Source organism: Acidobacteriota bacterium (assembly GCA_018001935.1).
In the GTDB taxonomy this organism is placed as follows: domain Bacteria; phylum Acidobacteriota; class JAAYUB01; order JAAYUB01; family JAAYUB01; genus JAGNHB01.
In genome coordinates, this window is the sequence record JAGNHB010000085.1 from 1 (window position 1) to 19,728 (window position 19,728).

The window sequence follows — 19,728 nt, forward strand, 5'->3', positions numbered from 1 at the left end:
AACCTGGTGTCCACCTTGGGGCTCCGAGAGAAATAATCGTCTTAGGGTATAGTCACCTCTTGCTATATAACGTTCTCTTGCTATAGATTACACCTGTTTGTACGAATAAGTCGGAAAGTCGGGCTAGCACGAATAGTTGAAGACCTTCCGGCGCCCCGCCGGCGCCTCTCAGGGATATCCCAGGATTTTCCCAGAATTTACGTCCACCCAGATGTGCAGCTGCCGGAACGCCGAGGAACCGAGGCTGTCGGCTGCCTCCACCGTGAACAGCCGGGAGCCGCCGGGTTCCGCGGGCACCCCCGAGATGACGCCGTCCGGGTTGAGGTAAAGGCCCTCCGGCAGCGAACCGGAGGCAATTCGCCAAGCGTATGGCGCCAGCCCGCCGGTCGCGGCCAGGGGGGCGCTCTGGTAATAAACGCCACGGGAGCCGTCGGGCAGGTCGGCGGTGGAAACGGACAGTCCGGAACCGGGACCGACCCCGATGAACACGTCGAGTTCGGCAGCCTCACCGCTGCCATCGACCACCCGGATCCGGAAGAGGGCATCGACCAGGGACGTGGGAATCCCCGAGAAGGACCCGTTCGGGTTGAGGTCGATCCCGTCCGGGAAGGCCCCCCGGACCAGGCTCCAGGTGTAGGGGGCCGTGCCGCCGGTCGTCTGGACGGCATTGCTCCAGTAATAGTCGCCGACGGTCCCCGGAGGACGGTCCGACGGGATGGCGGCCAGGGAAGAACCGGTCGGGTTGACGACGAGGGAATAGTCGTGCGTGACGCTCGCGCTTTCGCCGTCCGTTACCTGGAGGGTGAAGCCACAGGTTCCGGGCTGTGACGGCGTCCCAAAGATCCGGCCCCCGCTGAAGGACAGGCCGGCGGGCAGCGAACCGGAAGCGATGGCCCAGGTGTAGGGCGGGGTCCCCCCGGCAGCGAAGGCGGTCTCGTCGTAGTTGTAGCCTGCGTAACCCGCCGCCAGGCTGCCGGTGATGATGGAGAGGGTCCGGCCCAGGACCAGGTACTTCAGGGCAAACCCCGTCATGTCCCCCAGGGACGCGGGGGACTGGCCGACGTTACAGCTGCCGATAAGACTGCCGTCGAGGCCGTTGAGCCGGGTTACCGTGTCTCCGATGGAATCGGTGACCCAGAGGTTGCCGGCCGCGTCCACGGAAACGCCGAAGGGGCCGCTGCCGGCGGGGTAGGTCCCCACGACGCTGCCGTCCGAGCCCCGGATCCGGGTGACGGTATTGCTCCCGCTCGTCACCCACACGTCGTCGGCGGCGTCCACCGCGATGCCGCCGGGCGACGTCCCGACGGGATACGTCGCCAGGGTGGCCCCCGTGACCCGGTCGAGCTTGCTGACCGTGTTGCTGACGCCGTTGCTGACCCAGACGTGGCCGGAGGCGTCCACCGCGATGCCGAAGGGCGAGTCCCCCACGGTGCTGGTCCCCACGACCGCCCCGGTGGCGCCCCGGAGCCGGCTGACGATGTTGCTGTACGGCCCGTTGTCGGTGACCCAGACGTCGCCGGAGGGGTCCACCGCGACGCCGTTGGGGGAGCCGCCGATGGCGTAGGTCCCCAGCGTCGCGCCGGTAGCCCCGTTCAGCTTCGTGATGGACCCGCCGGCCTGGTTGGCCACCCAGACGTTGCCGGACGGGTCCACGGCGATGCCGGTCGGGAAGCTGCCGACCGGGTACGTCCCCATCAGGCCCCCGGTGGACCCGTTGAGTTTGCTCACCGTTCCCGAGCCCATGTTCGTGACCCAGGCATTCCCCGACGCGTCCACCGCCACCCCGGCCGGCCATTTGCCGACGCCGCAGGTCCCGAGCACGGCGCCGGTGGAGCTGTCGAGGCGGGTGACGGTGCCGTCCTCGTAGTTGGCCACCCAGACGGACGGGGTCGCGAAGGGAACGGCGCCTCTCACGGTGACGTAGATGCTGCCGGCGGCCCCCGCCACGTTGGCGCCCCAGACGAAGGGCACGTCCAGGACCAGTTGGAACGTCTTGCTCCCGGACGGGATGTCGGCGTTCGGCGTCGCCTCGAAGCTGAAGGTCGCCTCTCCTCCGGGTGGCACCGGCTGGTTGCCCTGCATGACGATGTACACGGGCGAGAACCAGTTGCCGTCGTCGGTGTACAGGCCCCCGGCGTCGCCCTGGGACTGGAGGAAAACCAGGTCGGGGTACCAGGTGATCACCCCCGTGTTCCTGAACACCAGTTGCATCGCCTGGGACTGGCCGCGCGTGAGGGTGCAGTCCGGGCTCTTCGACACCAGCTGGCCGGTCAGGACGCCGGGCTGCGTCACCGAGGTCAGGGCGATGTTCCACGTCACGTTGCCCTGGGAGCCGAACCACTGGGGCGGCGCCAGCCCGGCCGCCTTGTCCGCCACCAATTGAAGGGTGCAGGCGCCGCCGAGGGCCTGCAGGCCGGCGGTGGCGCCGAAGGTGAACACGGCATCCTGCCCCGGCATCACCGACGAGGTGTTCCGCATCCGGATCCGGGTCTTGGACTCCCAGTCTCCGTCCGGAGCGTAGAAAGCGGCCCATTGCTGGTCCCAGGAATTGTCCCCGAGAAAAACCGTGTCCGGGAACCAGGGAATGTTGCCGGTGTTGGTGAACGTGGCGCTCAGGGTGGTGGTGTCGAAGGACGCCAACGCGGTGTTGCCGCCCTGGGATTTCAGCTTGCTGCCGTAGTGCAGCGGGGTGGTCTGGATGTAGAGGGCGGTGTTGCCGTAGGCGTTCCCGAACCACTGGGCCGGGTAGCCCTGACAGGAAGCATCCGCGACCAGTTCAAAGGACTGGTACGACGTGGCGTAGGAATCGTCCGGCATGATGGAGAACTTGAACACCGCGGTCTCGCCGGGCTGCACCGCCGCGGTGTTCTGCATGCGGATCCGGGTCTGGGACACCCACCCGTCGCTCGTGTACAGGTGCGTCGTCCGGTTGTAAGGGCCCGCCGTGCCCAGGAACACGACGGCGGGGTCCCACGCCACGGAGCCGGTGTTGACGACGTCGATCTCCACCGGGTAGACCTGGTAGTGGTCGGCCGTGAAGTTGGCGGTCTGGCGTGTCACCACGCCGTGGTAGGGGCCTTTCGGGGATGCGGCCGCCCGGCCGGTGTTCAGTTCGTCGATGAGGTCGAGGTAGCCGCCGGTCCCGCCCCCGCCCTTGTTGTAGACGAAGTTGGCGTAGTCGTCGATGATGATGACGTTGGCCCGGTGGACGGCCAGGTTCCGCGCGCCGGGGTTGTCCAGGAAGTCCGCCAGGACAAAGCCGCCGAAGTTGAAGTCGAAGAAGTTCATGGGGGAGGCCTGGTCGTAGCCGAGCCGCTTGAGGATGAGCCCGAGGATCGGGACATAGCGGAACAGGTAGTAGACGTGGGCCTGGACGGACGAGGCGACGTTGCTGAAGCCTTCCGTCGCCAGGGACTGCAGCACGATGAAGTACCCGCTCTTGCGCGCCGTGTCCACCCAGTCCGCCAGCGGCCCGGAGAGGGCATCGTAGAGGACCTTCGAGTCGTTGGTGTTCGGCCAGGGGGAGTAGATCTGCGGGTGGGACGGCGAGGAGGAACTGGACCAGAGTTCGGGGTTGGCCGCCACGGTGGCGTCGTCGTCATAGAAGACCACGATGCGCCCCTTCGTCGCCCAGAGCTTGTTCAGGCACAGGTTGGCGCCGCGGGGGATGATCAGGCTGTTGCCGGCGCCATCGCGGAGCACGTTCTTCAGGTAGGCGACGAACCCCGCGTGGTTCATGGCGAAGGTGTGCTGGAAGTCCAGGAGCAGGATTTCGTGACTCGACGCCGGGTTGGCGTAAAACGCCTGGATGCCCGAGATCAGGTCCTGCAGGTTGGCCCCGTGGAGCGAGTGCACGCAGTAGTAGTTCTGCCCCGACTGCTCGACCCGCAGGTCGAAGTAACGGATCCCGTCGGCGAGCTGGGTTGAGAAATTTCTGCGCTGGACCTTCGCCCACCAGGAGGTGATGTCCGTGGCCGCGGCCTTGACCGCGAGCAGCACGCCGAACTCGTCCAGGATGCGGTAGTACCAGTGAGATTCCACGTTGTCGATCCAGGAGATAACCTTCGACACCCCCTTGCCGTCGTTCGCCACCGCCGAGGTCCCGGTGATGCCGTAGGTGCCGGAGTCGTGGGTCCCGGGGATGGCGATGTCGGTCAGCTGCCGGTTTCCGATCACGCTCCGGGAATCGTACATCCAGGAAGGGCCCGACAGCATCGCCGGTCCGGGATTTCCGGATGAACCGGGCGCGGAACCGAGCACGGCGGGGATGAACAGGAAGACGACACAGGCAGAAAGGGCGAACGACCGGGGAACAGCAGGGTTCGACTGTCTTCGGACCATGAGACCTCCTTGAACGCGAAGGGTCAGGCAACGCTTGCGAGGACTGCCCTCATTATTGGGTCTGCGTGCTCAGAGAGCTGTATTGGGGTTGCATCATAACCCAACCCGGCGATAGTCGATAGAGGGCAGGTTGTTGGTTTTCATCTCACTGTTCCAGAACGCTGTCCTGTTTGGTTCTGGCTAAGCCGGGTTGGGGCTACTTGACGGGAATCTTGCGCCGGAGTTCCTCGAACCAGTCCAGGGTGACGCGGAAATGGGTCAGGGGCGGCTTGATATCCTGGACCATCACGAAACCCCGGTTGTCGGGGCCCACGTCCCACCAGAACTCGTCGCTGGACAGGACCGGTTTGACCTTGAAGAGCAACTCGGGCGGACCGGCCTTGAATGTCTCCCCCGTTGTGACGGGGACGGCATAGACCCCGTCCGCGGTGCGGAAAAAGAGTTCCCGGCCGTCCCGGGACCAGATCGGGTAACCGCCGCCGTCCCGCGAGATTTTCTGCTTCTGGCTCGGCTTGGGAAAGGACTGGACGTAAACCTCGAATTCGCCCGATTCGTCCGAGAAGTACGCCAGCCAGCGGCCGTCGGGCGAAACGCGGGCCCCGCCCTCGTTGTACGGGGTCCGCATGAAGGGGGCGCAGGACGAAGGATTCTCCAGGGGAAGCAACCAGATGTCGGTGGCCGGGGAGTCGAGGGTCCGGTCCGGCCGTGCGAAGACGATCCAGGCCCCGTCGGGGGACCAGTCGCCCGGTTCGTCGCCGTTCTGGAGTTTCGCGAGGAGGGTCGATTCCCCACCGGAGGAAGAGGCGGTCATGAGCGTGTACGACAGGTCCATCCGCTGCAGCAGGAACGCCAGTCGGTCACCCCCGGGGGACCAGACGGGGCAGTTCTCCAGAATGATCCGGCTCGTTCCGGGGGTCTCGCTGAAAAGCCGGGAGAAGGCCTGACGCCCCAGCTCGTAGACCCACAGCCGGACGGCAAGGACCTCGGTCTCGGACTTGCCCAGGACGATCCGGTTCCCGTCCGGGCTGAACCGGGGGAGGTTCATCACCCCGTCGGCCTCCAGGAGCCTCCGCTCCATTCCCGTCCGATCGCGGAGAACGAGGGCGTTCCGGGAGGTCTCCGCGTCTGCGGGAAGGTAAACGAGGGTGCCGTCGCTCGAGACGTCGTACTGGGTCCCCCAGGCCACGCCGTCCAGTATCCCCCGGGGCGATCCCGCAATCTCCGGACGGTCCGGGTCGAAGGGGACCGCCATGACCGTCCGGCTATGGCCGGAGGGGGTGTACAGCAGGTGTCCCGTGGAAATCCATCGGGCCCCGTGACCGTTCGGGATCAGCGTCCGCCGGCTCCCGTCCTTCGTCGAGTACAGGTCGATGTTCGATCCCCCGTCCAGGCGGGAGACGCTCAGAAGGAGGCGGTCGCCGCCCGGAAGGATGCCGGAAACGTCGACCCGTCGATCGCCGCGGGCCGGGTCGGGTGAACAGAAGCTGTGAACCTCCCCCCCGTCGGGCCCGACCCAGTGCGGGGTCCCGAACGGAGCTCCGAAGGCCCCGAAAAGCGTGGAGAAATAAAGCCGCCCGTCCGGGCTCCAGACCACCGTGCCCGGCCCTTCGGCCTGGGCGAGGGTGACCGGGGCCCCTCCCTCGGCCGGGACCTTCTGGAGACGTCCCTCGCCGGAGGTGGCGAAAGCGACCCATTTCCCGTCCGGGGAGAAGGCAGGGGAGATCCCCCCTTCCGTGCCACGAAGGGCGAGCGTCTCCCCGCTCCCGAACGAATAGGTGAACAGGGCGGCCTGTTCGCCCCGGTCCGAGGTGTAGACCAGGTGCCGACCATCCGGAGACAGGCAGAAGCAGCGCTTCGAGAAGATGTCACCGATCGGTGCCCGGGCGGGGACGACCACGTCCAGGTGCCGGGTGGGGGCTTGGGCGCCGGAGTGAAAGGAACGGGTCACCCACAGGGCGGCCAGGATCACCAGGACCGACAGGATGATCAGGGCGGGAACCCGCCAACGCCGGCGCCCCGCAGCGCGACCCGGAGCGTAGTGGATCGGCTGGGTTTCATCCCCCGAGGGAAAGGAAAGCGATTCGAGGTGGAAGGCCAGGTCCCGGGCCGACTGGAAACGTTCCGCGGGGTTTTTCTCCAGGCAATGTCTCAGGATCCGGACCAGGCCCGGCGGGACGCTGCCGCTTTCCCTTTCGGGCACCGGCGGCTCCTCGTTCAGGATCGCGTTGAGGGTCTCGATGGCACTCTCTTTCAGGAAGGCGCGCCGGCCGGTCAGCAACTCGTGGAGAACGGCCCCGAAGACGAAGATGTCGGATCGGTGGTCCACCGATTCCCGCCGCACCTGCTCCGGGGACACGTAACCGACGGTGCCCAGCAGTGAACCGGCGTCCGTCTTCATGGGCACGGTGGACAGGGTGGGGTCGGAGCTGTCCTCCGCGGTGGGCTGGAGCTTGGCCAGGCCGAAATCCAGGATCTTGACCTGCCCGTCCCGGGTGAGGAACAGGTTCTCGGGCTTCAGGTCGCGGTGGATGACCCCTTTCTCGTGAGCGGTGGCCAGGCCGCGGGCGACCTGGGAGGCGTAGTCGATGACCTTCCGGACGGGGAGAGGGCCCTGTTCCAGGACCCGGCGGAAGTTCATACCCTGGAGAAGTTCCATCACCACGTAGCAGGTTTCGCCCTCCTTGCCGAAATCGTGGATGGCCAGGATGTTGGGGTGGGAAAGCGACGCGACGGCCCGGGCCTCCAGTTCGAAGCGGCGCAGGCGGTCGGCGTCCCGGGCGTACTCGGGCGGGAGCACCTTCACCGCCACCTCCCGGCCGAGGCGCTTGTCCTTCGCCCGGTAGACCTGCCCCATACCACCTTCGCCGATCAACGAGAGGATCTCGTACGCTCCGACCTGCCCCTCCATCCGGTGACTCCTCGTGAAAGCTGCTTCCGTGACAAAAAAGGACAACCGGTCGATCAAACAATATCCGGGTTATTTCGTCCTTTGTCTTTCCCGCCTTTTCCGCAACCTCGGCGATTATTGCCGCAAGAGTGCCTATTTTCAGCGGATCGTGCGCAGGTACGGTCAGATGTTGTTCACTTTCCGTACACCGGGTCAGGCGAACATGACTTCCGGTGGTTCGAGTTTCCTTCCAGGTAACCCAGCTTTTTCAGAGCATTGACGAGTTCACGCCCGGAGACATCCCTTGGCAGTTTCATACGGCGACCAGTTCATCCCGCACGAGATGAAGACGGATCATCTTGGGCATTTCCGCCTCGTCGAAGTGACAGTGAACAGCGTCCCTCACTTGCCGGTGAAGGTCCGCGACGGTTTCGGCCTGCGTGAAGATCGGCACCCCCAAGGCGCGGGCGGAAAAGCCTCCCTCCGGTTCCTCGTTTACGACAAAGATAATTTCCACCATGACGACCCTTTTTCTCCCCTGTCTTGCCTTCGTTCTACTTTATGGAAAAGCCCCGGCGAATTCAAGGGGTATTCTTGACCGGTCCGGTCCCCGGACCGCTCCGACGGCCAGATCCGACATTTTTCCCGGTTCCCCCTCCGGGGAAGCCCTGATAACCTGGTCACAAAGGGGGGATGACCGTATCCCTGTCGCCGGAGGAATCATGAGAATACCAGCACGGCTTCCGATCCTTTCGTTCTGCCTGATCCTCGGCGGGCCGTTCCTTTCGTTTTCGGGCCAGTGCCGGCGCGGGGCGGCCGGTCGCGGGGTGAAAACCACCCCGGCGACCGCGGGCGGCGCGTGCGAACTTCCCGGGACGGATCTTCCCCTTGAAAACCGTTGCCGTTTCCAGTAGATTCCCTTTTTCGGGGTCATCCGTCATGACGCGGAGCGCGGGCGCCGGTTTCACCCGCCGTCGAACCCGCCGGAGGGGCAGCCCAGAACACACGGGAGGAAGCCATGCATCAACACGTCCGGGGAAAACGCCGAAAGGCGGTGTGGGCGGCCGTCGGGTCGCTGGTGACGGGGGGCGGCCTGCTGGGCGGCGCCGCGCCGGCCCAGGAGGTCCTGCCCGCCCCGCCCGCGCCGTTCAAGGGCGAAATCGGGTTGAGCGTGAAGGACTCGACGCCCGACTTCCCGCAACCGCACCAGGCGCCCCGGGAGGCGCCCAACGTCGTCCTGGTGATCCTGGACGACGTCGGCTTCGGCGCCACGAGCACCTTCGGCGGGCCCTGCTCAACCCCGACGCTGGAGCGCCTGGCGAAGAACGGGCTCCGCTACACGCAGTTCCACACCACGGCGCTCAGTTCGCCCACCCGCGCGGCGCTGCTCACCGGCCGCAACCACCACTCGGTGCACACCGGCGTGATCATGGAGCAGGCCACGGGCTTTCCCGGCTACGACAGCCTGATGGGGAAGGACACCGCCACCGTCGCGGAAATCCTCCGGCAGAAGGGCTGGAACACGGCCTGGTTCGGCAAGAACCACAACGTCCCCGACTGGCAGAACAGCCAGGCGGGGCCGTTCGACCTCTGGCCCACCGGCCTGGGTTTCGAGCACTTCTACGGCTTCATCGGCGCCGAGTCCAACCAGTGGCGCCCCGCGGCCTACGAGGGGACGAACCCGGTGGAGCCCTACCTCGGAAAACCGGACTACCACTTCGACGACGACATCGCCGACCGGGCGATCCGGTGGATCCACAAGCAGAAGGCCGTGGCGCCGGACAAGCCGTTCTTCCTCTACTACGCCCCCGGCGCCACCCACTCCCCGCACCACCCCCGGCGGGAGTACGTGGAAAAGTACAAGGGCCGCTTCGACCCGGGGTACGACCGGATGCGGGAGGAGACCTTCGCCCGCCAGAAGGCGCTGGGCCTCGTCCCCCCCGACACCCGGCTGACGGCGCCCCACCCCGACGTCCCGAAGTGGGACACCCTCCGTCCCGAACAGAGGCAGCTCTACGCCCGCATGATGGAGATCTACGCGGGGTACCTCTCCCAGGCGGACCACAACGTCGGCCGGGTCCTGGACGCTATCGAGGCGCTCGGCCAGCTGGACAACACGTTGGTCATCTACATCGCGGGCGACAACGGCGCCAGCGACGAGGGGCTGTTCCAGGGGTGCCTCAACGAGCTTGCCACCCTCAACGGCGTCGAGGAGGACCTCCAGGAGGTGCTCCGGCGCCAGGACGACCTGGGCACGTGGAAAAGCCACAACCACTACCCCGTCGGCTGGGCCCACGCCATGTGCACCCCCTTCCAGTGGGCGAAGCAGATCGCCTCGCACTTCGGCGGCACCCGGAACGGGATGGTGATCTCCTGGCCGGCCCGGATCAAGGACCGGGGCGGCATCCGGACCCAGTTCCACCACGTGATCGACGTCGTGCCGACCGTCCTGGAGGCCTGCGCCCAGGCGGCGCCCGCCGTCGTGAACGGCGTGGCCCAGAAACCCGTGGAAGGCGTGAGCATGGCCTACTCCTTCGACGACCCGAAGGCGCCCTCGACGCGCCGGACGCAGTACTTCGAGATGTTCGGCAACCGGGCCGTCTACCACGACGGCTGGGTCGCCTGCACCACCCCGTCCCTGGCCCCGTGGGAGGACTCGATGGTCAACGCCACCGTGGACGTGATCAAGGGGTACCGGTGGGAACTCTACCACCTCGCCGAGGACTTCAGCGAGGCCGTCGACCTGGCTTCGAAGGAGCCGGCCAAGCTCGAGGAGCTGAAGCTGCTCTTCTACGCCGAGGCCGCCCGGCACAACGTGCTGCCGCTGGACGACAGCAAGATCATCCGTCTCAACCCCGCCATCCGCCCCAGCCTCCGGCGGGGCCGCAACGAATTTGTCTACGGGGGCCCCGTGACCCGCATCCCGGAAGGCGCCGCCCCCAACATCAAGAACCGGTCCTTCCACCTCGCCGTCGAGGTGGAACTGGCCACGGGGAAGGAATCGGGGGTGCTGGTGACCCACGGCGGGCTCAGCGGCGGCTACGCCCTGCTGGTGAGAGACGGCAAGCCCTCGTTCCACTACAACAACCTGGACATCTCCCGCATCGACATCGCCGCCCCGGCCGCCCTGTCCCCGGGCAAACACACCGTCGGGTTCGATTTCACCTACGACGGCGGGGGGTTCGGCAAGGGCGGGGCCGGCAAGCTCCTCGTGAACGGCCAGCCCGTTGCCCAGGGGCGCCTCGACGCCACCATCCCCTTGCGCTTCTCGCTGGACGAGACCTTCGACATCGGCGAGGACACCGGCACGCCCGTGAACCTGACCTACGACGTGCCTTACCGGTTCGCGGGGCGGATCGGGAAAGTGACCTTCACCCTGGCCGAGAGCGGCCAGAGCTTCGACGACCTGCTGAAGATGCTCGCGGACCAGCAGAAGGCGAAAGAGTAGGGGAAGCCCGCGCGGTACGCGCGGGGACGTTCCAGCCCGGGGCGAGCGGAGCGACGCCCCGGGGGCCCCGTCCGCTTCACCATCGGGTTTACCCGCCCCGAAGGCGGGGGGGCCCCTTGCCAGCCTCCCATCGTGCTCAGTTTGCCAACGATCTTACTTCGAAGGGGCTGGGCTCTTCCCGGGACCTCGCCCGGTAACCGTGGCCTCGGAAGGCAACCGGAATCGACAACAGGTTGGGAAAAACGCAGCCGCCAACGCGCCTGGATCGGTCCAGGCATCCCTCAGGACGTCTCCGCGCCCCAGCGCCTGCGAGAGCTTCAGGAGCACGGATCGCCGACCTCGGCAACGGGTGGGTGTCCTAATCCTGAATCACGGGAGGGTGTCCTGGCCCTGAATCGTGCCCTCCTCGCCCTCACCCCGCCGGGATCGCAACCGCCGCGTTCTTCCGTGCGGATCGTGCCCGCCGATTCCTCACCCCGTGTGGATCGTAACCGCCGCGTCCCCACCCCGCCGGGATCGTGCCCGCCATGTCTTCGCCCCGCCGGGATCATCCCCTCTGCGTCTTCACCCCGCCGGGATCGGGGCCGCTGCGTCCTCACCCCGTCAGGGGTGAAATATTTGTAGAAAGGGCAGTTATAAAAATCTTCCTCCCCCGCGCGCCGCCGGCCGGGAGGGTGCTCCGGAGCACGGTTCACCCCCGGCGGCGCGCGGGGGAAATTTATATTAACCTCTTTCACTACAAATATTTCACCCCTGACGGGGTGAGGACCCGGCGGCGCGCGGGGGAAACAACCTCATTTCCTCTTCTTCGCTCTTCCCCGGACCTCGCCCGGAATGCCGTCCGGCGGCTGCCCAGCGTTTTCCGCCTCTCCCGGGGCCCCTTGTCCGGTTTATCCGGGCCGGGGCTACTTGACGGGGACCTTGCGCCGGAGTTCCTCGAACCAGTTCAGGGTGACACGGAAGCGGGTCGGGGGCGGTTTCACGTCCTGGATCATCACGAAGCTCCGTCCGTCGGGGGCGGCGTCCCACCAGAACTCCTCGGTGGAAAGGACCGGCCTGAGCTTGAGAAGCCGGGAGAACGTCTGGCGGGCCAGGTCGTAGACCCACAAGCGGATGGCGAACACCTTCGACTCCGTTCTCCCCAGGACGATCCGCGCGCCGTCTGGGCTGAAGCGGGGCAGGATCATCGTCGCACCCGTCTCCAGGAGCCGGCGTCCGTCTTCACGGAGGCGGTGGACAGGGTGGGGTCGGAGATGTCCTCCACCGCCGGCCGGCGACGATGGCAGGCGTTTATGGACGCGGGGCCCTACCGGCAGGGTCCGGGGCCAGGGGCCTGCTTCCCCGGGAGATGAAAGGCCGCGGGCAGTTCCTCGAAAGCGGGCCCGGCGAAGAGCATCCCCTGGAACAGCTCGATGCCCTCGCTCCGCAGCCACGCGTGTTCCGCGACGGTCTCGACCCCCTCGGCGATGATCTCGATGCCGAGGTCGGCGCAGGTGCGGGCGATGCCGCGGACGATGGCCTGGCGGGGCCCCCGGCTCTCGATGCCCCGGACCAGGTGCATGTCGAGCTTGACCAGGTCGGGCTGGAAATCGGCCAGCAAATTCAGGCCGGCGTGCCCGGCCCCGAAGTCGTCGAGGGCGAAGACCAGCCCGGAGTGGCGGTGCACGTTGACGGCGGCGGTAAAGCCGCCGATGTCGTGAATGATCTCGCTCTCCAGGATCTCCAGGACGATCTGATCCGGTCTCAAGCCGCAGCGCTCCGCGGCCTCCAGGACGGAGGTGATGGCCGTGGGGGAGGTGCTCAGGCTCGACGGCAGGAAGTTGATGTTGAGCCGGGTGGAGAGTCCCAGGCGGGCCGCCAGCTCGACGGCATCGACGCGGATCCGCTCGTGGAAGGCCGGCGCCCGGGCGGGGTCCACCTTGTTGAGGACGCAGGCGGCGGACTCGTTGCCCTTGCCGCGGATCAGGGCCTCGTACGAGAAAATGGCTCCCGTCGCGGTGTTGACGATGGGCTGGAAGGCGAAAGTGTGCCCGGGCCAGGCGGAGCCGGGCGCCGGCGGGCTGCCGTCCCGGGGCTTGGGAACGGCCCCGACGGGCGTGGGCGCCGGGGCGGCGGTGTCGCTGAGGGACGTCCGCCAGCGTCCGTGGCGGAAGGCCTCCAGAAGTTTCCGTGCGCGGCCCGGGCCGAGCGCCTCGAAGGATTCCCCCCGGCTGAAGAAGTCGTTCGTCCCCACGATGGCGTCCATGTCCTGTGCCGTGGGCTCGGCGTAGCCCATGGTCCAGTCGCCGAAGGACCGGCGGGCGACGGGCTCCCGGATGATGAGGGTGACGCCGCCGTGGCGGTCGTCGCGGGAGATGCTCTCGAAGAGGGCGTCGACGGTGGCCTCCTCGCCCTCGAGGACCTGGAAGAAGCTCCCGTCGGCGTACAGGAGCATGCCGGTGACGCCGCAGCGGGCGTTGTTGAGCCGGGCCTGGTCGAGGATCCGCACCAGTTCCTCCGGGCCGAACCGCTTCCGGGCGGCGCTGCAGTAGATCAACTGGATCAGTCTCGGCATGGGAAGTCCTCCCCTTGCATAACGTGTTGCACGCCGCTGAATCCCCCCTCGATCTCGGGGAGACGATAACCATTCTTCGGGACAGAGTCAAGGCCGACGAGTTCGCAAAAAGCCCGGATTCGGATCTCACAGAGGCACAGGGGCACGGAGAAGAAACATAAAGATTGTTAATTTTATCAGTACGATTTGCATTTCTCCGTGCCTCTGTGCCTCCGTGAGAGAAAAGAACTCTTTTACGGGATCATCAAGGCCGGTTGATGAAAGGCGCCCCTGTGCCGGGGAGGAAGGGGTTTTCCTGAAGTTCGTCCGAGAGAACGGTCTCCGGGCCGTGGCCGGGGAGGACCCGGGTCTCCGGGGGGAGGGTGAGGACCTTCCGCGCCAGGGAGTCCATCAGGGTTTGGGGGTCGCCCCCGGGAAGGTCGGTCCGCCCGACGCTTCCGGCGAGGAGGGTGTCCCCGCTCAGGAGGTAAGCGCCCAGGAGCAGGCAGCAACTCCCCGGGGAGTGGCCCGGGGTGTGCAGGACCCGGAAGCGGAGGTCCCCGACGGCCACGGACGTTCCCTCCGCGAGAAACACCGACGGCTTCGGGCTGGGCCGGGCCGGGACCAGCCACGCCAGGCCCAGCACGTCCTCCCCGTCCAGGAAGAAGAGGTCGTCCCGGTGGATGGCCACCGGGGCCCCGAAGGCTTCCGCCACCTCCGCGTTGGCGGCGACGTGGTCGATGTGCCCGTGGGTGTTCACCACGAGCACCGGCTTCAGGCCCGTGGAGCGGACCCTTTCCAGGATCCGCGGCGCCTCCCCGCCGGGGTCGATGACCACGGCCTCGCGGGTCCGCGGGCAGCCCACGATCCAGCAGTTGGCCTGCAGAACCCCGACCGTTAAGCACTCCAGGATGGGATCGATATTCATCACGCGCTCCCTTGTCATCTCCTCCAACGGGGGAATTATACCCCGGACCGGATGGCCGAACCACGATGACTTGAACGAATCCTGGCCACAGGATTAATGAGGAGCGCTTTCGTGACACGTTTTCGTTGACTTTCACCGCCGTGCCGAATATACTGAGATTTCGAAAATTTCTTGACAATGCTTTTCGTCAGTGCGGGTTAAGGGAGGGGCAAGGCTCAGTCGGCCGGAAGGATGTGCCCTATCGAACATTCCGCCCTTTACCGGATCCTGTTCCACGGTGCGATGACGCTCGCCTTTCCAGCGGGCTCGTCGGCCGTGTGCAGACTGAGCCCGGCGACCGCCGGGGTGCGGGCGGCGGGAAACCCGAAAAGAAGACCCGATCGATTCCGAGGAGGAAAGGTCATGGCCGGCAAACGTCTTTATGCGGCGATCTCCGTGCTCGTTCTCGCCGTCCTGGTCCCCGGCGCGCTGCCGGCCCAGGCGTTCCCCTTCGACGAGGGCCGGCCCCTGGAACTTCCCGAGCCGGCTTCGGCCCCTGCCGAGAGCGCCTGGGCCAACGGGGGCGGCATCTCCGCCTGGGGGGGCAACGGGAGCGGTCAGTCGAACGTCCCGGCGGACCTGAAGAGCGTGGTGGCGGTCGCGGGGGGCGGCTTCCACTCGCTGGCGCTGAGGGCGGACGGCACCGTCGCGGCCTGGGGGGAGAACAACCACGGCCAGGTGAACGTCCCGGCCGGCCTGACGGGCGTCGCGGCCATCGCGGCGGGCGGGTACTTCTCGATGGCGCTCAAGGGCGACGGCACCGTCGTGGCCTGGGGGGAGAACGACCACGGCGAGACGACCGTGCCGGCGGGGCTGACGGGCGTAAAGGCCATCGCCGCCGGCCTCTACTTCGCCGCGGCGCTCAAGGATGACGGCACCGTCGTGGCTTGGGGGAACAATAGCTTTGGCCAGTTGAACATCCCGGCCGGCCTGACGGGCGTGACGACCCTCGCTTGCGGCGGCTTTCACACGCTGGCGGTGAAGGCGGACGGCACCGTCGCGGCCTGGGGGTACAACGGTCACGGCGAACTGAACGTTCCGGCCGGCTTGACGGGCGTGGTGGCCGTCTCGGCGGGCTACTACCACTCGGTGGCGCTCAAGGCGGACGGCACCGTCGCGGCCTGGGGGGACAACAGCAACGGCGGCCAGTTGAACGTCCCGGCCGGGCTCAACGGTGTGGCGGCAATCTCGGCGGGTATCTTCAGCACGGTGGCGCTGAAGGCGGACGGAACCGTCGTGGCCTGGGGGAACAACAGCTCGGGCCAGTCCACCGTGCCCGCCGGCCTCAACGGCGTGACGGCCATCGCGGCGGGCGCCTGGCACGTCCTGGCGCTCAGGGTTCGTCCCACGTCGCCCATCACCTGGGGGGACAACACGTTCGGGCAGACGACCGTGCCGGCCGGCTTGACGGGGGTCGCGGCCGTCGCGGGGGGCGGCGCCCACACGCTGGCCCTGATGGCGGACGGCACCGTCGCGGCCTGGGGACGGGACGACTCCGGCCAGGCGACCGTCCCGGCCGGCCTGACGGGCGTGACCGCCATTGCGGCGGGACGGCTGCACTCGCTGGCGCTGAAGGCGGACGGCACCGCCGCGGCCTGGGGGGACAACACATACAACCAATCGACCATCCCGGCCGGCCTGACGGGCGCAACCGCCGTCGCGGGGGGCGGCGGCCACTCGCTGGTACTGAAGGCGGACGGCACCGTCACGGCCTGGGGAAGGAACGACTCCGGCCAGGCGACCGTTCCGGCCGGCCTGACGAGCGTGACCTCCGTTGCGGCGGGACGCTTGCACTCGCTGGCGGTGAAGGCGGACGGCACCGTCGCGGCCTGGGGGAACGACACCAACGGCCAATCGACCGTCCCGGCCGGCCTCACCGGCGTGGTGGCCGTCTCGGCGGGCAACGCCCACTCGGTGGCGCTCAAGGCGGACGGCACCGTCGCGGCCTGGGGGGACGACACCGACGGCCAATCGACCGTCCCGGCCGGTCTCACCGGCGTGGTGGCGATCTCGGCGGGCAACAGCAGCACGGTGGCGCTGAAGGCGGACGGCACCCTCGTCGCGTGGGGGGACAACGCTTCCGGCCAGACGGCCGTGCCATCCGGGCTGGTCAACGTGGCGGCCATGGCAGCGGGTTACTCCCACGTGGTGGCGCTGGACGGGATCGTTATCCTGTCCCCGGCGTCACTGGCCACCGGCACGGCGGGTCTGCCCTACCCGGCGGTGAGCTTCACCCAGGCCGGCGGCGTGGGCGCCATCTCCTGGGCCGAGAGCGGCGCGCTGCCCTCCGGGATGACCTTCTCGGCCGGCACGCTCTCGGGGACCCCGACGGCGGCCGGGAGCTTCCCCTTCACCGTCACCGCGACGGACGCGAACGGCTACCAGGGGAGCCGCGCCTACACCCTCGTCATCAACGCCCAGGCGAACCTCGCGGTGACCAAGACCGACTCCCCCGACCCGGTAACGGCCGGGCAAAACATCACCTACACCATCAACCTGTCCAACAACGGGCCGAGCGACGCCCAGACCGTGACGGTCACGGACGCGGTCCCGACGAACACGTCCTTCGTTTCGGCCACCGTCACCACGGGGTCGGGATGGACCGTCTCCTCCCCGCCCGTCGGGTGGGGCACCGGCAACGTGGTGTTTTCCAAGCCCACTGTGGCGGCCACGGAGACGGCGGTGTTCAGGATCGTCGTCAGGGTCAGCACGCTTGTGACGACGGGTTCGACCGTGACGAACACGGCCACCGCCGCCAGTGCGACGACGGACCCGATTCCCGGCAACAACTCCGCCACAACCGGCACCCTCATCGTCTGCCCAAGCATCAGCGTCTCGCCGATGACCCTTTCGCCCGGAACGGCGGGGATGCCTTACGGCCCGGTGACCTTCACGCAGACGGGCGGCGCGGGGACGATCACGTGGAGCGTGACGGGGGGTCTGCCCACCGGCCTGACCCTCGACCCGGCGACGGGGGTGCTGTCCGGGACACCCACCCAGACCGGGTCATTCGCCCTCACCTTCCGGGCCATGGATGTCAATGGCTGCGAGGGCTTCGAGCCCATCTCGCTCGGTATCGGCTGCTCCGCCATCGTCGTGTCACCGTCGAGCCTGGCCCCGGGCACGGCGGGCACGGCGTACCCGCCCGTCACCTTCACGCAGACGGGCGGTGTCGGGGCGATCACCTGGAGCGCGACGGGCGTGCTCCCGGTGGGCATGACGTTCGACCCGACGACGGCGACGCTCTCGGGAACGCCCGTGCAGCCGGGAGGCTTCACGATCAACGTGACGGCGACCGACGCCCTGGACTGTTCGGCGATGTCGAGCCCGACCCTGACGATCAACTGCCCGGACATCACGGTCTGGCCGGCCAGCCTTCCCAACGGCACGGCGGGTGAGGTGTACCCTTCGGTGACGTTCTCCCAGACCGGTGGCGTGGGGACGATCACCTGGAGCGCGATGGGAACGCTCCCGACGGGCATGACGTTCGACCCGGCGACCGGTGTGCTCGCGGGAGCCCCGACGCAGACCGGCGGTTTCACCTTCACGGTGACGGTGACCGACGGCAGCGGGTGCCAGGGGAGCCGGGAATACACTCTCACCATCGACTGTCCCACCCTCACCATCTCGCCGCCGAGCCTGGCGCCGGGCATGGCGGGTGTCGAATACGGGCCGGTGAACTTCACGCAGACGGGGGGCGTGGGGGCCATAACCTGGAGCGCGACGGGAACGCTGCCTCCGGGCCTGACCCTGGAATCCTCCGGACTGCTGCACGGCACGCCCACCACCAGCACGGGCTCGCCCTTCACTTTCACGGTGAAGGCCACCGACGCCAACGCTTGCACGAACTCTCAGGCGTACAGCCTGACCATCGATTGCCCCACCGTCGTGACGAACCTCGACGACGCGGGGGAAGGCTCCCTGCGGTGGGTCGTGGCGTACGCGTGCAACGGGGCGACGATCACCTTCGCCCCGGGCCTCACGGGGAGCATCACCCTTGCCACCGGCGCCATCCCCATCACCAGGGGCCTGACGATCAGCGGCCCCGGCGCTGGTGTCCTGGCCGTGGACGGCGCCGGGCTCGACCGGGTCTTCCACCACACCGCCGGGACCCTCGTCATCTCGGGGCTCACGATCCAAAACGGCGCCGCCCCCGACCACGGAGGGGGAATCTACTCCTCGGCGCCCCTGTCCCTCGTCCGGTGCATCGTCTCGGGAAACAAGGCGTGGTTCACGCTGCCGAACGCCGGGGGCGGAGGGATCTACGCGGCCGGCGGACTCACCCTCGACGGCTGCACGATCTCGGGGAACCGGATGCAGGGCGGCGGATACGGGGGAGGCGTCGAGGTCAACATCACGCCCTACACCCTCACGAACACCACGATCTCGGGCAACTACTCCACCGGCGCCGGGGCGTTCACGGCAGCCAACACGACCGGGACCGTCCTGAACTGCACCATCACCAACAACTCGTCGAGCAATTACAACACGAACCCGGCCGGGCTCGTCGCGATGAACGGCGCCATCCACCTCAAGAACACCATCGTGGCCGGCAATGCAAGCCTGAACCAGTACGCCCTTTTCGGGGCTACCCTGGACGACCAGGGGGGCAACCTCCTTTCGGGTGACCCCGGCGTGGCCCCCCTGGGCGATTACGGCGGCCCGACCCCCACTCACGCCCTCCTCTGCGGCAGCCCGGCCCTGGAATTCGGGACCGCCGGGTATCCCGCCACGGATCAGCGCCTCGTGGCCAGGCCCCAGGGCGGGGCAGCGGATAGCGGCGCCTTCGAGGCCAACATTTTCCTGGGCCCGGCCGGGCTTCCCGTCGGCCAGGCCGGGGTGGCCTACGACGAGACGCTGACGGCGACCAACGGGACGGCACCGTACGCCTTCACGACGACGGACACCCTGCCCCCCGGACTCTCCCTCGCCCTGAACGGCCAGATTGCGGGGACACCCACGGCACTGGGGAGCTGGACTTTCCTCGTCGCGGCCAGGGACGCGAACGGGTTCGTCGGCGTTTGCCGATACACCCTCGACATTGCCTGCCCGGCCATCACCGTCACCAACCCCGCGGTCGCCACGGGCACGGCGGGCGTTCCGTTCAGCCAGGCCTTTTCCCAGGCGGGCGGCCTCGGCACGGTCACCTTCACCACCGGCAGCACCCTGCCCGCGGGGCTCACGCTGGCGACGGACGGCACCCTCGCCGGAACACCCACCGTGACCGGGACCTTCCCCATTACCGTGACCGTGACCGATTCCAATCTCTGCACGGGCACCGGGCCCGTGTACACCCTGGTAGTCGGCTGCCAGGCGATCACGGTCGCCAACCCCACGGTGGCGACGGGGACGGCGGGAACGCCCTTCAGCCAGAGCTTCACCCAGGCCGGCGCCATCGGCACGGCCACGTTCACGACCGGCAGCGCCCTGCCCGCGGGGCTCACGCTCGCCTCGAACGGCACGCTCGCCGGCACCCCCACGGTCACGGGGACCTTCCCCATCACCGTGACGGTGACCGATTCCAATCTCTGCACGGGCACCGGGCCCGTGTA

Annotated in this window: 8 protein-coding genes and 1 pseudogene; 3 read left to right on the forward strand and 6 right to left on the reverse strand. The window is 67.7% G+C overall.

Translation table 11 applies throughout. The features are described 5' to 3' along the window. Positions 1 to 168 precede the first annotated feature (168 nt). From KA419_19895 to KA419_19905, 3 genes and pseudogenes are all read right to left on the reverse strand, one after another. Positions 169 to 4,341: a hypothetical protein gene (locus tag KA419_19895; protein ID MBP7868199.1), complete on the reverse strand. Its 4,173-nt coding sequence runs from the start codon at positions 4,339 to 4,341 to the stop codon at positions 169 to 171. Between the two features lie 196 nt (positions 4,342 to 4,537). Next, positions 4,538 to 7,249, reverse strand: a complete 2,712-nt coding sequence (locus KA419_19900) for a serine/threonine-protein kinase (protein ID MBP7868200.1) — start codon at positions 7,247 to 7,249, stop codon at positions 4,538 to 4,540. A 100-nt stretch (positions 7,250 to 7,349) separates the two neighbouring features. Further along, positions 7,350 to 7,545 (reverse strand): annotated as a pseudogene (locus tag KA419_19905) (type II toxin-antitoxin system HicA family toxin). On the opposite strand from KA419_19905, the gene KA419_19910 reads away from it, so the two are divergent. Together KA419_19910 and KA419_19915 are read left to right on the forward strand one after the other, a co-directional pair. Further along, complete coding sequence (locus KA419_19910; protein ID MBP7868201.1) at positions 7,533 to 7,826, forward strand: hypothetical protein; 294 nt, start codon at positions 7,533 to 7,535, stop codon at positions 7,824 to 7,826. The pseudogene KA419_19905 and the gene KA419_19910 sit on opposite strands and share 13 nt — an antisense overlap. A gap of 420 nt (positions 7,827 to 8,246) precedes the next feature. Continuing rightward, entirely contained in the window at positions 8,247 to 10,676 is a 2,430-nt protein-coding gene (locus KA419_19915; protein ID MBP7868202.1) for an arylsulfatase, read from the forward strand. Positions 10,677 to 11,581: 905 nt separating this feature from the next. Here the strand turns inward: KA419_19915 and KA419_19920 are convergent. The 3 genes from KA419_19920 to KA419_19930 all read right to left on the reverse strand — a co-directional run bounded on the left by KA419_19920 (position 11,582) and on the right by KA419_19930 (position 14,137). Beyond that, entirely contained in the window at positions 11,582 to 11,863 is a 282-nt protein-coding gene (locus tag KA419_19920) for a hypothetical protein (protein MBP7868203.1), read from the reverse strand. A 119-nt stretch (positions 11,864 to 11,982) separates the two neighbouring features. Next, complete coding sequence (locus KA419_19925) at positions 11,983 to 13,230, reverse strand: diguanylate phosphodiesterase (protein MBP7868204.1); 1,248 nt, start codon at positions 13,228 to 13,230, stop codon at positions 11,983 to 11,985. 244 nt (positions 13,231 to 13,474) lie between these two features. Continuing rightward, on the reverse strand, positions 13,475 to 14,137 hold the full coding sequence (locus tag KA419_19930) for an MBL fold metallo-hydrolase (GenBank protein MBP7868205.1): 663 nt from the start codon (positions 14,135 to 14,137) through the stop codon (positions 13,475 to 13,477). A gap of 402 nt (positions 14,138 to 14,539) precedes the next feature. On the opposite strand from KA419_19930, the gene KA419_19935 reads away from it, so the two are divergent. After that, positions 14,540 to 19,728 (forward strand): putative Ig domain-containing protein (locus KA419_19935; GenBank protein MBP7868206.1); only part of this gene is annotated, 5,189 nt, incomplete at its 3' end.

Excerpts from the sequence above, each read along its gene's own strand:
- KA419_19915 (MBP7868202.1), top strand. The coding sequence starts at position 8,247 with ATGCATCAACACGTCCGGGGAAAACGCCGAAAGGCGGTGTGGGCGGCC.
- KA419_19900 (MBP7868200.1), bottom strand. The coding sequence starts at position 7,249 with ATGGAGGGGCAGGTCGGAGCGTACGAGATCCTCTCGTTGATCGGCGAA.
- KA419_19895 (MBP7868199.1), bottom strand. The coding sequence starts at position 4,341 with ATGGTCCGAAGACAGTCGAACCCTGCTGTTCCCCGGTCGTTCGCCCTT.
- KA419_19920 (MBP7868203.1), bottom strand. The coding sequence starts at position 11,863 with ATGATCCTGCCCCGCTTCAGCCCAGACGGCGCGCGGATCGTCCTGGGG.
- KA419_19930 (MBP7868205.1), bottom strand. The coding sequence starts at position 14,137 with ATGAATATCGATCCCATCCTGGAGTGCTTAACGGTCGGGGTTCTGCAG.
- KA419_19925 (MBP7868204.1), bottom strand. The coding sequence starts at position 13,230 with ATGCCGAGACTGATCCAGTTGATCTACTGCAGCGCCGCCCGGAAGCGG.